Annotated in this window: 14 protein-coding genes; 8 read left to right on the top strand and 6 right to left on the bottom strand. The window is 35.2% G+C overall.

Annotation, left to right across the window (positions count from 1 at the left end):
* Nucleotide 1: 1 nt before the first annotated feature.
* The 3 genes from truA to rpsI all read left to right on the top strand — a co-directional run bounded on the left by truA (nucleotide 2) and on the right by rpsI (nucleotide 1,818).
* On the top strand, nucleotides 2-766 hold the full coding sequence (truA, locus tag AC1RPX_RS04910) for a tRNA pseudouridine(38-40) synthase TruA (protein WP_409022037.1): 765 nt from the start codon (nucleotides 2-4) through the stop codon (nucleotides 764-766).
* A 202-nt stretch (nucleotides 767-968) separates the two neighbouring features.
* Entirely contained in the window at nucleotides 969-1,412 is a 444-nt protein-coding gene (gene rplM / locus AC1RPX_RS04905; RefSeq protein ID WP_057974611.1) for a 50S ribosomal protein L13, read from the top strand.
* A 13-nt stretch (nucleotides 1,413-1,425) separates the two neighbouring features.
* A complete protein-coding gene (gene rpsI, locus AC1RPX_RS04900) occupies nucleotides 1,426-1,818 on the top strand; it encodes a 30S ribosomal protein S9 (protein WP_409022038.1) in 393 nt (130 codons plus the stop codon).
* 561 nt (nucleotides 1,819-2,379) lie between these two features.
* On the opposite strand, the gene AC1RPX_RS04895 is transcribed toward rpsI, so the two are convergent.
* Genes AC1RPX_RS04895 through AC1RPX_RS04880 form a run of 4 tightly spaced genes read right to left on the bottom strand, consistent with a single transcriptional unit; the run spans nucleotide 2,380 to nucleotide 6,782 of the window.
* The gene (locus AC1RPX_RS04895) at nucleotides 2,380-3,072 is read right to left on the bottom strand and encodes a DUF6287 domain-containing protein (RefSeq protein ID WP_481761609.1); all 693 of its coding nucleotides are present in this window, start codon (nucleotides 3,070-3,072) and stop codon (nucleotides 2,380-2,382) included.
* Between the two features lie 25 nt (nucleotides 3,073-3,097).
* Nucleotides 3,098-5,779 (bottom strand): SEC10/PgrA surface exclusion domain-containing protein, encoded by a 2,682-nt coding sequence (locus tag AC1RPX_RS04890; protein ID WP_481761608.1) that lies wholly within the window; start codon nucleotides 5,777-5,779, stop codon nucleotides 3,098-3,100.
* A 31-nt stretch (nucleotides 5,780-5,810) separates the two neighbouring features.
* The gene (locus tag AC1RPX_RS04885) at nucleotides 5,811-6,176 is read right to left on the bottom strand and encodes a hypothetical protein (protein ID WP_481761607.1); all 366 of its coding nucleotides are present in this window, start codon (nucleotides 6,174-6,176) and stop codon (nucleotides 5,811-5,813) included.
* 36 nt (nucleotides 6,177-6,212) lie between these two features.
* Nucleotides 6,213-6,782 carry a hypothetical protein gene (locus tag AC1RPX_RS04880; protein ID WP_481761606.1) on the bottom strand — a complete coding sequence of 190 codons (570 nt, stop codon included), beginning with the start codon at nucleotides 6,780-6,782 and terminating at the stop codon, nucleotides 6,213-6,215.
* 233 nt (nucleotides 6,783-7,015) lie between these two features.
* Between AC1RPX_RS04880 and AC1RPX_RS04875 the strand changes: the two genes are divergently transcribed.
* Nucleotides 7,016-7,324, top strand: a complete 309-nt coding sequence (locus AC1RPX_RS04875; protein ID WP_481761605.1) for a helix-turn-helix domain-containing protein — start codon at nucleotides 7,016-7,018, stop codon at nucleotides 7,322-7,324.
* Between the two features lie 229 nt (nucleotides 7,325-7,553).
* Here the strand turns inward: AC1RPX_RS04875 and AC1RPX_RS04870 are convergent, their stop codons facing one another.
* Nucleotides 7,554-8,798 carry an ISL3 family transposase gene (locus tag AC1RPX_RS04870; RefSeq protein WP_481762816.1) on the bottom strand — a complete coding sequence of 415 codons (1,245 nt, stop codon included), beginning with the start codon at nucleotides 8,796-8,798 and terminating at the stop codon, nucleotides 7,554-7,556.
* A gap of 606 nt (nucleotides 8,799-9,404) precedes the next feature.
* Between AC1RPX_RS04870 and AC1RPX_RS04865 the strand changes: the two genes are divergently transcribed.
* The 4 genes from AC1RPX_RS04865 (at nucleotide 9,405) to AC1RPX_RS04850 (ending at nucleotide 14,378) form a co-directional block, all read left to right on the top strand.
* Entirely contained in the window at nucleotides 9,405-11,282 is a 1,878-nt protein-coding gene (locus tag AC1RPX_RS04865; protein ID WP_481761603.1) for a glycoside hydrolase family 2 TIM barrel-domain containing protein, read from the top strand.
* Entirely contained in the window at nucleotides 11,266-12,225 is a 960-nt protein-coding gene (locus tag AC1RPX_RS04860) for a beta-galactosidase small subunit (RefSeq protein WP_481761602.1), read from the top strand. The genes AC1RPX_RS04865 and AC1RPX_RS04860 overlap by 17 nt, the downstream gene beginning before the upstream one ends.
* Nucleotides 12,226-12,516: 291 nt before the next feature.
* A complete protein-coding gene (abc-f, locus tag AC1RPX_RS04855) occupies nucleotides 12,517-13,998 on the top strand; it encodes a ribosomal protection-like ABC-F family protein (RefSeq protein ID WP_481761631.1) in 1,482 nt (493 codons plus the stop codon).
* Nucleotides 13,999-14,234: 236 nt separating this feature from the next.
* Complete coding sequence (locus tag AC1RPX_RS04850) at nucleotides 14,235-14,378, top strand: hypothetical protein (protein ID WP_409022043.1); 144 nt, start codon at nucleotides 14,235-14,237, stop codon at nucleotides 14,376-14,378.
* Nucleotides 14,379-14,443: 65 nt separating this feature from the next.
* Here AC1RPX_RS04850 and AC1RPX_RS04845 read toward each other — a convergent pair whose 3' ends face one another.
* Nucleotides 14,444-14,962, bottom strand: coding sequence for a TetR/AcrR family transcriptional regulator (locus AC1RPX_RS04845; RefSeq protein ID WP_481761601.1), 519 nt, complete (start codon nucleotides 14,960-14,962; stop codon nucleotides 14,444-14,446).
* Between the last annotated feature and the right edge of the window lie 129 nt (nucleotides 14,963-15,091).

Genomic DNA, 15,091 nt, shown 5'->3' with positions numbered 1-15,091 from the left:
TATGTCAGTACGTTTTAAAATTACCGTTGCTTATGATGGCGCAGCTTTTGCAGGGTTTCAGAGGCAGCCAAACCAACGGACGGTTGAATCTGTCTTAGAAAAAGCAGTAACAATTATGAGTAAATCAGAAGTACCAGTTAGAATTTATGGTTCAGGCCGAACAGATGCTGGCGTTCATGCCTTAGGACAGGTTTTTCATTTTGACTTCATGCATGAAATTCCGGAAACTAGCATGATGAGAGCATTGAACAGTTTATTGCCACTGGATGTTCAAGTTAAAAAAGCCGAACTTGTCAGTGATGATTTTCATTCACGCTATAGTACGCATGGTAAACGATATATGTATCGTGTTTCTCAAGGTGAATTTACCGACCCATTTAAACGCTTCTACACGGGTCATTATAAATACAAGATAGATATCGCCAAAATTGAAGAAGCATTACCTGATTTAGTTGGCGAACATGATTTTTCTAGTTTCGTGGCGGCAGGTAGCCAGGTTACAGATCACGTTCGGACGATTTATGAGGCAACCGTGAGAGAAGATAAAGAAAACCATGAAATTATTTTTGAATTTTATGGAAATGGCTTTCTGTACAATATGGTCCGAATTTTAGTCGCTACACTCCTAGAAATAGGGAACGGCCGGCGTCCGGTTCATGATATTTTACGGTTATATGAAGTAAAGGATCGACAACAAGCTCGAGAAACAGCTCCGGCGAGTGGATTATATTTAAAAAAGGTTTATTATCCGGACGAATTAGGGTAATATAGAAGTTATTGACAATATGAATACTAAGGCAATTTTAAATCTGAAAAGGTGTTATTTATTTGTGGGATGCCCATAAATTAGATTGACAAATTGACTTTTAATAGTTAATATTATAAATGGTATTGTTTGCCCCACTGATAGGCCCCGGAAACTTATTTGAGTGTCAAACAAACAACATGAAAAAACGGAGGAAACAATCGTGCGTACAACTTATTTAGCAAAAAAAGGCGAAATAGAACGTAAATGGTATGTTATTGATGCAACTGATATTTCTTTAGGTCGCTTATCAACTGTCGTTGCTTCTATCTTACGCGGTAAAAACAAACCAACATTCACACCTAATGTGGATACTGGTGATAACGTTATTGTTATCAATGCAGAAAAGGTTGGTTTAACTGGTCACAAAGCTGACAGAAAATTATACCAACATCATACAGATCATCCAGGTGGTTTAAAAACTCGTACTGCTGGTGATTTCCGTGCCAACGATCCTGAAAAATTGATTGCTTTCTCTGTTAAAGGTATGCTTCCAAAAGGTACTCTTGGTAAAGAACAAGCATTGAAATTACACGTATATCGTGGTGCAGAACATGATCAACAAGCACAACAACCAGAAACTTTAGATATTACAAACTTAATTTAAGGAGGCAATTGAAATGGCTCAAGTCGTATATTCAGGAACAGGTCGTCGTAAAAACTCAGTAGCTCGCGTACGTTTAGTACCAGGTACTGGTAAAATTACTATCAACAACAAAGCAATTGAAGATTACATTCCATTTGCTAACTTACGTGAAGTAGTCTTACAACCATTTAACGCTACAGAAACATTAGGTAGTTATGATGTTTTAGTTAACGCTAATGGTGGTGGCTTCTCAGGTCAAGCTGGCGCAGTTCGCCATGGTATTGCTCGCGCATTACTTACAGTAGATCCAGATTTCCGTGCAGCTCTTAAATCTGCAGGATTACTTACTCGTGATCCTCGTATGAAAGAACGTAAGAAACCAGGTCTTAAGAAAGCTCGTAAAGCAAGCCAATTCTCAAAACGTTAATATATATTTATATCGATATTTTGAAGCACTTCACAAAGCAATTTGTGAGGTGTTTTTTTTGGTATATTGCAGTTGTCACTGGTGAATATTTTTGGTTCTATTGCAACTATTGTTGGTGAATATATTATGGAGGGTGTTGTCACTTTGTGACAACGCCTTTTTTATGTACATAATCCTCATTACAAAGAAAATGTGTTTCCTAAAATTACTGAAATCGTAGGCATTACGTTTAATATGTTTCAATTCATTGTTAGTTTCTTAAAGTTGGCCACTAGAATAACGTAGTAGCCTAATAGAGATGCCCGCCATCCGTAGCTAACAATTTGATTATGTTGAGAACTCTGCAGGGGTGTCAGGCATTTTTGAAGGTAATCTAAAGTACCATAAACTCCGATGACTGCTGGATTAAGGAGTGCTTTCAGCAAATTTCATATTTAGTAAAACCTTAGTATTATTTGTCATAGGAGACTCTTTTTAGTGTCATACAAAAAAATCTGTTGCCAGTGATAGATTTTTCTATCACTGGCAACAGATATTGTAGACCTTCTATTTATATATATATTAACTTTGGCTGTAAACCGCGGTCACTGAGTTACTACTTGACCAAACAACAATCAGATTCTGCTTGTTCGTTTCTTCACCAGTATTAACACCATATTCGTGACTAGTCCCTTTGGGATAGAACATGACGGACCAATTAATAGAAACATCACTTGCATTACTTAAGCTGGCGGTTAAGATATTATTAGCAACTTCAAATTTCGTCGCATGCAGCCCATTCTGATCTTTTAAGCCAGCTTTATTTAATGTAAACGAAGATGATGACACTAGACTATCTTTAGTAATATTTAACGGCTGAACATCATCAAGTGGTAAGTCGCGTCCCCGTGCTTCTAACTTCACAATTTGCCACTGACCGACGATACTGCTGTAATCACTGACTTGAATTTGATCTAAATTCATCTGTTTTGGTTGATTTACTTCTTTGGCAGGCGTCTTTTTAATCGTATTTACTTTTTTTGACGACTGCGCTTTTTTCTTATCTGACACGGATTCTTTTTTTGGTTGATTTACTTCTTTAGTATGCGTCTTTTTAGTTGTATCTGCTTTTTTTGACGACTGCGCCTTTTTCTTATCTGACACGGATACTTGTTTTGGCTGACTTGTTTGCTCAGACTGTGACTTTTGTTGCCCACACGCTGTTAATAAAGCAACCATTACGATACTAGTCATTACAAGTAAAGGCTTCTTCATCTCAATTCCTCCTTACAATAACGAATTAGTGTTTACGACGGCGCGTTCCTGCAAGTCCAAAGAGACTAACGGCACCAACAAGAGCTGCACCAATCACTGAAACGACTGACGAATTAGTTTCGTCAGTTTGTGGTAATACCGAAGCACCTAATATTTTAGCGTTATTGATTTCTGAATGATCAGCAGCTTTAAGACGTGATGTTGATGTATTATTGCTTGGTGCAACAATACCATTGTTGTCAGTCGTGTCTTTAGCTGTTTCACTACCTTTAGCAACAACAGAACCAGTTACGTTACCTTTATCTGAACCATTGTCTGAACCTGTTACATGACCAGTATGTGAACCAGAATCGTTATCAGTACCAGTTGATGGTTTGTCAACATTGTTCAAAGCATCTTCGATGTCTTTTTCATGTTGTAATTTAGCTAATGCAGCTTGTGCATCGTCTAAAGCTTTCTTAGATGCATCAGCGATTGCTTGTAACTTCGCATATTGTGCATCGTCAGCAACGGAAGCAGCTTGTGCATCTTCGGCAGCTTTAACAGCCTCGTCGTATGCTTTTTTAGCAGCTTCAACAGCTTTTGTTGCGTCAACTAAGTTAGCTTCAGCATTCTTTAAGTCATCTAAATGATTTGTTTTTTCGCCAAGTGCGTCTTGACCAGCTTTTAAAGCTGCTTGAGCGGCACTTAATTTAGCAGTTGCATCTTTTAATGCAGTTTTAGCAGTAACTAATTTAGCATTAGCTGCGTCTAAAGTCATGTGTTTTTGAGCTTGTGTTGTTTTAGTTGTAGCTAAGGCAGCTTGTGCATCTTTTAAAGCTTGTTGTTTTTGAGGCATTGATGCATTTAAATCATCAACAACTGTTTGTGCATTTTTAACAGCTACAGTAGCAGTTTTAACATCGTTTTGTGCTTTAGTTAAGGCTGTGTGTGCTGTTGCTTGTTTTGTTTTAGCAGTTGCTAAAGCAGTTTTAGCTGTAGCTAAGGCTTGGTTAGCTTTAACTGTTTGTGATTTAGCTGCTGCAAGAGCTGCATCAGCAGTTTTTGAAGTTGCTGTTTTAGCAGTAACGTCGCTTGCTAATTTATCAATTTGAGCTTGACTGACAGTTCCAGATTCAACAGGTGTAGTGCTAAATTTAGAAGCGTCGTTAACATCATAGTCATCAACAAAGTTAAAGAAACTTGTTAAGAAGATATTACCGTTAGATTGTTTAAATTGACCGAAGCCAAGACCGAACCATGTGTTATTGGCAGGTGTATATGTTGCCATAATGCCAGCAACACTTACGGCATGGCCCCATTCACCCCCATTGAATAAGAAGGCATTCATTGAATCATAGATAGATTTCTTGAAAGCATCAAGACTAAGATTCCAACCATTTTCAGATGATTTATCGAAGATAGTATTCATATCTTGTTGTGTTAAGTATGTTAATCCCATACCGTTAGCAATGCTGTTGTTTAATGCATTGTCATGACCATCATCAGGATCGTTATTCTTAGATGTATAAGCATCGCCGATTGATTGACCTAATTTTTTAGAACCTTCTGAGACTTCAACTTGTGTGCTACCAAAACGGTCACGCACTTCATTTAATAATTGTTTAGCATATTCATTTAAGTCATCAAGATATTTGTTTAAATCTGATTGGTTGTTAATATGAACAGTTTTATCTTGGTCATTTGAAATGTAGCCGCCATTTAATGCCCATTCTTTTTCAGTTGCAGCTGTTAAACTGTCAATGACATCTTGATAATTAGCGTCAGCTGATGAAGCATCTGAATAAGCCTTTAAGGCATTAATGTAGTCTTGGCTTAAGTTGATGTGATTTTGGTTAGCTTGATGATTACCTTGTTGTTTCTTAGCATCATCTAATGCTTTTTGAGCAGTATCTTTAGCTTTTTGAGCAGCGTCAGCTTTAGCTTTAGCATCATTTTGTTGTTTGTTAGCATCAGTTACGCCAGTTTGAGCGTTATTAACATTGTTTTGTGCGTCAGCAATATTCTTGTCAGCTTGGTCAGCACCTTTTTGAGCATTGTCTTCAGTTGTTTGAGCTTGATCCAAGTTATCTTTGGCATTGCTTAAATTCTTGTCGGCTTCGGCTGAACCTTTGCCATCAAGGTTATTTTGAGCATTATCAACGTTTTCTTGAGCTTTATCAGCATCTTTATCAGATTGGTCAGCACCTTTTTGGGCTTCATCAACGCCAGTTTGAGCATTATCGACATCTGTTTTACCTTTATCAACATCTGTTTTAGCGTTATCAACGTCTTGACCTAATTGGTTATTTGTTTTGTCTTGTTCGTCAACTGCATCTTGAGCGTTATTGATAGATTCATCAGTTGCGTTATCAGCAGTATTTTGCGCATTTTGTTGATTATCAACAGCACTGTTTAAATCTTCTTGTGATTGATTAGCATTTTCTTCAGTTTGACCAGCATTGTCTTTAGAAGCATCGGCTGTGTCTTTAGAAGTATCAGCAGCACTTTGATCTTTGTCAGCTGTATCTTTGGCATTATCAACGTCAGTTTGAGCGTCTTTAATATCGTCATCTAATTTTTGACTGTTAGATTGAACTGTTTGAGTATGAGTTGTTTCAGTTGAGTCGGGTGTAGTTGTTGCAGCGTTTGCCGTTGTTGTAGCACCAACGACAGTAACTCCAGCGATTAATGCACTTGATAATAAAGTAATGTTTGATTTTTTCATAATATAAAATATCCTCCCAATAAATTAATAATTATTTAGCAACCTGTTCAAATTTTAACCCCTCTAATAAAAATCCGAAGCCCATCATTTGTGAACCAGTTACGGAATTAAGTGTAAATGTTTTTTTATCTTTGTCTAAACTAGCTTTCATTGTATAATCATCAAATTTCATGGTAAGTTTACCGTCTTCAATTTCATAAGTACCTTGGTCTGACTTTTTATCAGTTTCAACTTTAGTCACAGTGTTTCCTTTAAACTTCAACTCAAATTTGGAACCACCCATGTCGGAAATATAGCTTCCATCCATCTTATTTGAATTGCCCATCATAAACATAGCCACAATAATAACTATAGCTACTATACTGACACCGGTAATAATATTTGCTTTTTTTGACATTTTTTCTCCATTTTTATAAATTTAATATAATAAATCTTATTTTCTGAACGAATTAAATGCACTGACGGTTGAGGACATAGCTGCCAAGCGTGCATTTGAGGCAATATCTTGTTGTAAGCCTCTCATTTCTTCCTGCATTGAAAGTTGAGTTTCTTGGAATTGTTGTGTTTCTAAAATGTTAAAGGCTTCTTGCAAATCACGTGCCCGAGTTTCATCAATTAATTTCCAAAGACGAAAAATATCGAAATAGTTGTAGAATTTCTCTGGGAATCCTTGCTTGCCTGCAATATAATCTTCATTTGCCATTTCAGCGTCCAAGTCTGCTAAGGCTTGTGTTTTAGATTCATTACCCGGCATAATATAAACAAAATATTTAAAAGCAAATAGCGCGATAACAGCAATGATGAATGGCATCGCCGCACTTGTCTGACTAGTAATCATAAAAAGAACAATTAAAACGACTAATGCGATGATTATTCCTCGAAATTTTTTCTTACCTTTTTCAATCTTAGCCTCTGCTTCACGAATTTGTTGTTGGATAACTGCAGCTCCCGCTGTAACACTTCTTTTTGCCATTAAAAAATCTAAAAGTTCTTCTTTATTCATAATTTTCTCCCTTTTCTTTGAACGAATTATTAACCAACCTTTACCAAACGATCCCTATAAAATCTCCTCCCCCAAAAAAGTAATTTATATCTTGCACTATCTTCACATGATATATTTTATCTCAAAAATATACTCAATACTACCTTTTTATGTAACTTTATAGGTATACTGAGAGCTTTGAAAGTGTGCGCACTTAATTTATCATTAAACATATGGATAAATAGGAGCGATTTATGATTATACTTGTGGGCACTTTCATTCGGAAAAAGCGAAAAGAATTAGGACTTACAATTGAAGAATTGGCAGAAATGGCGGACGTATCCGCCAGCTATTTGGCTCGACTCGAAAGAGGACAATTAGACGATACGAGTACAAGAAAGTTGGAACTAGTTCTGAATGCCTTACAATTAAATTTGGCTGATATATTAATGAGTAATGATTTTAACGACATTTATACGCCCGAATTAATTAACAGATTGAAAAGCATGACCACAGATGATAGAATGCGTATCTCTAAAGCGTTACTGGAAATCTTGAAATAGAAATTGATTAGACATATATTAAATGGGTAGAGAGTGTGTAAAGCATAAAAAAAGACACCATTAATGGTGTCTTGACTAGTCTATTTTATGGTGTTAATTTTATCTCGTATTATGGATTTTATTCAATGTTGTTCCTTTTTCAATATTGTAAAGTATTGATACAAGTGGATTCAAATAGATAAGATTCCATGAAGTATTAATCGATAATTCTCAAAACGCTAATATATATTTATATCGATATTTTGAAGCACTTCACAAAGCAATTTGTGAGGTGTTTTTTTGTATGGATTTTAAGTGTATAAAATATTCTAGTTCGGAATCTACGAAAATTTCTAAATTCAAAACCAACGCGTTTAATGACCTTAATTTTATTGTTTATTCCTTCTAAAGGACCGTTAGTATAATAATAGCCAAAATTATTTTTAATCTCAGAATGGTGACAAAGCAACGTTTCAATACTTTTAAGCATTTCTTCAGAACACCTTTCGGTGTTTCTAACTGTAAAATCATAAGATTTCCAGTCCTTCAACCGAATGGTTGATCTTATTTGGTTCATGAGTTCATATGATTTATTTAGTTCAGGATGAATCGCTAATAAATGATCAACGACATTTGTTTCTGTTGTTAGGTATGGGAAATAAGTCCATTTCTTGAAATTTTTAAAATCTAAGGTTTCAGAAGGTTTTAACAGGAGCTTCCAGTAACGTTTTAGTGCTTTGTAGTCTTGTGATGATTTTGAAAGTTCTTTCATCAGTCTAATTCTAGTTTTAGTGAATCCACGATTCACTGAATTGATAATATGAAAGGTATCTATGATGACAATCGCGTTAGGAAAGACTTCTTTGGCTAGTTTAGGATAGGTATAATTCATATCAGTTACGATAATTTTCACGTTTTTTCTAGCTGCAGCTGAGTAACGATAAAAATAACGTTCTATTTGATAGAATCTTCTAAAAGATAAAAGTTTGATTAATTCATGGTTACTAGCATCCATAAATTCAAAACTCATGGCATCTGTAGCTGATTTGGTACTCTTGACTTCGTCAAGTAGGAGTACTTTAGGTAAAAATTTATAATTAGGTTTAAAATCACGTTCAAAGGTCATTAAAATACGACCTACAAAGGAATCAGGATTCGAAATTTCATTAGCAATATGAGTTAAAGAAACGGATTCCGCTAATTTAGTTAAACAGAGCTGTTTAGATAGATTGGAAATCGTACAATTTTTAGGAACCACACTTGTTTGGACAAGGAAGTATGACTGCCGCTCATGACAGCTAAAGTATCTTCGTTTGAGTGATAAAATGATACATTTACCAAAAAATTTAGGGTAGCGTATGGGTGTTTGACGCCAACTATACCTGATAATCTGTCCTTCGTTTTTAATATCACAATTTGGACAATCCCTTCGGCTGGTAATCAAGAACACGGTTAAATCGAGTGACACCGTCATTAGAAGACTGATAATCAACAATCGTTAGACTACTGTCTTTTATTTTAAGCCAAAATTTAGTATGATTAGGCATGCGGAGAGTTCCATCTTTCTTATTAATTCATCTGTGGTGGTTGAGGGATAATGAACATGGATGAACTCGTAACCAAAAGTCTTATGACTTTTGGCTTTTTTTTGTTATTATACAAAAAAACTGTCATCAGTAATAGTTTTTACACTAGTCCCAACAACAGATAGTACAGAGCCTTTTTATTGTATTTAAAATTTAAAGATATTTCCTTCTATTTGGAATATTCGTTGGGTTTTGGGAGCAACTACTGATAATAACCTAGCTAAAACACAAAGAAAAGTAAAGGGTATATAAACGATTTCTCCTCCCTTTACATTTTTTCATTTTTGCAGAAGGATTAATACAGCAATCGATACTGAAACTTACTGCAAAAATCAATTAAAAGGCCCAAAGGAAGAAGTTAATCAATTTTACACAAAATAAAAATGAGATTACCGTATTTTCACTTAAATCTAATTTTTTTTATTGTCTCAATTTTATAATGCTTTTTGACAACCTCCAAAAGAAAACATATACTTAATTATGAAAACGCTTTTATATAAAACGGAGGCAAACAGATGACACCAGAAATTGAATGGCTAGATACACCAACCGTTTTTCGTGTTGGACAGGTACCAGCTCACAGTGATCATAAGTACTATGCAACTCAAGCAGAAATGTTACAACAAAAAAGTTCATTTGAACAATCTTTGAATGGAACTTGGAAATTTAGTTACAGCACTAATGCAGCAAGTCGACCAAAAAATTTCTATCAGACTGACTTTGATGCAGAACAATTTGACACAATTCCAGTACCACAGCATATTGAATTATCAGGATATGAGCAATTACATTATATTAATACGATGTATCCTTGGGAAGGACATGAATATAGACGACCTGCTTTTTCAGATACTGATTTAAATCAGTATGCTGGAATGTTTAGTGATGCAGAATATAATCCAGTAGGTTCATATTTAAACCATTTTGACTTGGAACCAACTCTTCAAAATAAACGCGTTATTATCCGTTTTGAAGGTGTTGAACAGGCAATGTACGTCTGGTTGAATGGACATTTTCTAGGATACGCAGAAGATAGTTTTACACCAAGCGAATTTGACCTGACACCTTATTTAAAAGATAAGGATAATTGTTTGGCAGTTGAAGTGCATAAACGAAGTTCTGCAGCCTTCATTGAAGACCAAGACTTTTTCCGTTTCTTCGGAATTTTTCGTGATGTGACACTGTTAGCACAACCTGCAACACATTTAGATGATTTTTGGGTGATTCCTGATTACGATAGTGGACAAAAAACAGGACAAGTAGATTTACAACTTCATTTTAGTGGGGCAGAACAACGTGTCCGTGTCACATTCAAAGACCAAGATGCGGTGTTATTTAGCGATGAATTAATGAGTGGGTCAGATGTCGAAAAACACTACAATTTAGCACAACCAGTGACTGCTTGGCAGAATGACCGGCCTTATTTATATACATTACAATTAGAAATTTTAGATGCTGATGGGCAATTAATTGAAATTATCCAACAACCAGTTGGTTTTCGCAAAATTGAAATTAAGAATCGCGTGATGTTATTAAATGGTGAACGATTAATTATCAATGGTGTTAATCGTCATGAGTGGAACCCTAAATCAGGAAGAACCATTTCAGATAATGATGAAGCTTGGGATGTTGACTGTATGCAACGTAACAATATTAACGCAGTTCGGACGTCACATTATCCAGATCGATTATCTTTTTACAATCGTTGTGATCAGGCTGGTATTTATATGATGGCTGAAACCAACTTAGAATCACATGGTTCTTGGCAGAAAATGGGTGAAGTTGAGCCTTCTTGGAATGTGCCCGGCTCATCGGATCAATGGGAAGCAGCCGTTTTAGACCGCGCTAAAAGTAATTTTGAGTTATTTAAAAATCATCCCTCAGTTTTATTTTGGTCATTGGGTAACGAATCATACGCCGGCAGTGTCTTAGCGAAAATGAATGAGTACTATAAACAAAAAGATTCGACACGTTTAGTTCATTATGAAGGTGTTTTCCGTGCGCCTGAATACAAAGATGTCATTTCAGATGTTGAAAGTCGGATGTATGCAACACCAGCCGAAATTAAAGACTATCTAGAAAATTCACCACAAAAACCATTTATCTTGTGTGAGTATATGCATGATATGGGTAATTCATTGGGCGGGATGAAATCATATATTGATTTATTACAACAATATGAATCCTATCAAGGTGGTTTCATCTGGGACTTTATCGATCAAGCATTGTTAGTTGAAGATCCCGTCACAGGTCAAAATGAGTTGCGTTATGGTGGCGATTTTGATGATCGACCATCTGATTATGCATTTTCGGGTGATGGACTCGTTTTTGCCACACGTAATGAAAAACCAGCAATGCAGGAGGTAAAATACTATTATGGCACAGATAAATAAGCAGTTAACTGTCATTTACGGAGATGTCACACTCGGTTTAAAAGGAAATGATTTTCATTATATTTTCTCCTATCAAACGGGTGGCCCAGAATCTTTTAGAATTCAAGGTAAAGAGTGGCTTTATCGCTCACCAAAACCGACTTTTTGGCGTGCAACAACGGATAACGATCAGGGGAGTCAGTTTCCAGTAAAGTCAGGGATGTGGTTGGCCGCTGATCAATTCAGTAATTGTCAATCAGTTAAAGTTGCTATTAATGGTAAACCAATTGCGTTACCGATTGCACCAGAAAATAATCGTTACACTAACCATGAAGTCGCTGAAAAAGTGGCTATAAGTTATATCTATAACACACTGACTGTGCCGCAAACGCAAGTGACGGTCACTTATACTGTTGAAGCAACCGGAAAAATGAATGTTGCAGTTTCATACCAAGGAAAAGCTGGATTACCCTCATTACCTGTTTTTGGGTTGCGATTTATTATGCCCACACCAGCGACTCGTTTTTGTTACCAAGGATTATCAGGAGAAACTTATCCAGATAGAATGGCCGGAGGAATTCCAGGCCGATATGAAGTTCAAGGGTTACCAGTGACACCATACTTAGTTCCGCAAGATTGTGGTGTGCATATGCAAAATGATTGGGTAACTGTTTATCGACAGTCTGTTCTGGATAATCGTATGCAACAGGCTTCTGAAACGGGTTTAACATTCAGTGCGGTTGATCAACCAATTGCGTTTAGTTGTTTACCTTATACAGCTGAAGAATTAGAAAATGCGACACATCATAGCGAATTACCAGCGGAACATCGTACCGTTTTATCGATTCTAGGCGCCGTTCGAGGTGTTGGTGGTATTGATAGTTGGGGTAGTGATGTTGAGGATGACTATCAAATTGATGCGATGAAGGATATTGCTTACCAATTTAATATCACATTTGATTAATTTGCCTATCTACCATAACTATAGTAGACTGTAAATAATTAATAAACAGGGAGTGTGAAGTGCATTGGTAAATACAAATCGTTAATCGAATAACTGTCGACTAAACAAGGGACGAAGTGTGTCTTTTTATGCATGTTGACTATTCAAACGGTTTGCAATATCAATTCTTTTTCACATCTGAAAGAACCACTTTTTTTGATGGATAACGATTGAAGAGCATATAACTGTATGCTCTTTTTTTGTAGAATCAAATGGATAGTTTAGCGGTCGACCTCACAAAGAAATGAGGTAATTACTATAGGAACAATACAAATTAAACAATTAAGTTTTCAATATGATGGACAATTAGCACCAATTTTTAAAAATGTTGATTTACAATTAGATGCCAGCTGGAAGTTAGGTCTAATTGGTAGAAATGGTCGCGGAAAAACGACTTTATTTAGAATTTTACAAAATCAATTACAGTACCAAGGAAAGATTAGAACAGATTTAGAATTTCAGTATTTTCCTCAAACAGTTGTTAAACCAGAAGAGTCAGTGTGGCTGGTTATCAAGAGTATCACAGACTTACAAGACTATGATCAGTGGCAAATTTTAATCGAATTAGATAAACTTGGACTATCTGAAAAATTATTGACGGAACCATTTAATCAATTAAGTCCAGGACAGCAAACTAAGATATTATTAGCCAGCTTATTTGTTGGCGAAGGTAAATTTCAATTAATAGATGAACCGACTAATCATTTAGATGAAAACGGTCGAAAAATTATTTCTGATTATCTAAGACAAAAACAAGGATTTATTTTAATCAGTCATGATCGTTATTTTTTAAATAATATTATTGATCATGTTATTTCAATTGATCGCGCTAAAATCAGTCAATTTAAGGGTAATTATAATACGTGGGCTGACGAAAATACGTCACGAAATAATTGGGAATATAATGAAAAAGAAAAATTACAACATGATATTAAACGATTAGAAGGTGCTTCACGGAAAAAATCGGGTTGGGCTAATCAGACTGAGGCGAAAGTATCTGGTGCGACAGACAGAGGATTTATTAGCCACAAGGCAGCTAAATCTATGAAACGGGTACTAAGTATTAAAAAACGTGCCGATAAAGCAGTAGAAGAGAAAAAATCTTTACTTAAGAATATTGATGTGGCAGATCTTTTAACGTTGAATTTTGAAAAATTAGTGTCAGATAAGACTTTACTAGAGGTAATTGGCTTATCAGCATTTCGTAAACAATTGCCGGTAAATAAACCGGTAGATTTTAAATTAAAGATGGGAGAGCGCGTTATTCTTCAGGGTGAAAATGGTTCTGGTAAATCGAGCGTTATCGCTGCTATACTAGGTCAATTAAAGTATCAAGGGCAATACAAATTTGCAACACCTTTAAAAGTGAGCTGGTTACCGCAAAATTTTGATGGTTTATCTGGTTCTTTACAAGAATTCGCTGCAGAAAAAAATGTTTCTTATTCTTTAATGTTGGATACATTAAGAAAACTTGGTTTTGAACGTTATGAATTTGATAAAGATATCAGTCAAATGAGCATGGGCCAAAAGAGAAAAGTGGCTTTGAGTCGTTCGTTGGTTGAACCAGCAAATATATATATTTGGGATGAGCCACTTAATTATCTAGATGTTATCACGCGTCAACAAATTCAAGATGTTATTCTGGCTTTTCAACCACCGATGTTAATCATTGATCATGATAAAGAATTCGTTGAAAAGGTTGGAACAAAATTCGTTGAGATTGAACATTATTAGTGAATGGTTAATTAAAGGCATCCAATTTATACGTCTATTGATATCAAGATAGTCGTAATGATATACTGTTAAGAGCATAGTTATTTTAACTGTATACTGATTAGCGGGGCATACAGAATTAAAATCGACGTAAGTTGAATAATAAAAGATCAACTTTATTTGAAGGCATGTATTCATAATATGAATCTTTAACTTTGAAAGAAATTGTTAATTAATAGAGCAAGGAGGAAACATTAATGGCTGATAAAGCAAAGACTGATAGAGATAAAATGCTAGAAATTATCAAAAAGAAACAAACTGATGGCGGAAACTTCAATAAGAAGGCTACTGCTAGAAATGATCGTACTAAAATGCGTAAGGGTCCTAAGATTTTTAAATAGAGGTTTAGACTTAGCTCAGATAAATATCTGGGCTATTTTTTTAATCATTAAAATCTAGCATACTTTTACTGAATCAATTCCAATATATCTGCAGTAACTTCTTCAGCTGTAGCAGGACTACCACTACTAATCCATTGCAACATCGTTCGTAGAACGCCACCAAGAATGAACGTTTTTTGAGTATTATTTAGCCGACTGATACTAGGCGTATCTTTAAGAATCTTTTCAAAATAAGTATAAAAAGAATCTTCCAATAAATAAACAATATCATTTTTAATTAGGATATCCATAAATTCAGAATCATTATGCCAATAGTTAAAAGCTAGCTTGAAAATGTTTTTCAAACTAATTTCTGTTTGATTGGACTTGAGTTCGGCGTAAAACTGGTCAAATAAGTAATCGGACCGAGTTAGTAAAATCGCGTCCTTATTTTCAAAATTACGATAGAAAGTCAGCCGGGCAACTCCGGCTTTTTTTGTGATTTCAGTTATTGTGATTTCTTGATAAGATTTTATTTTTAATAAGTCAATTAAAGAATCAATAATCAAATTTTTACTTAATTTTGCTTGGTTATTTTCCGTCATTTTTTATATCTCCTTGAAGTGTAACAAATAACACGATTTTGTATCTTGTAAATCACGCGATAAATGATTAATATAAGTGTAACAAATGTAACACTTATAGCAAGAAAGATAAATGACACTTGAAGTATT

This window comes from Dellaglioa sp. CoH-56-MRSF-14 (assembly GCF_056782115.1).
The sequence above is the reverse complement of the archived record's forward strand: the minus strand, read 5'-3'. Positions and strand labels throughout refer to the sequence as shown.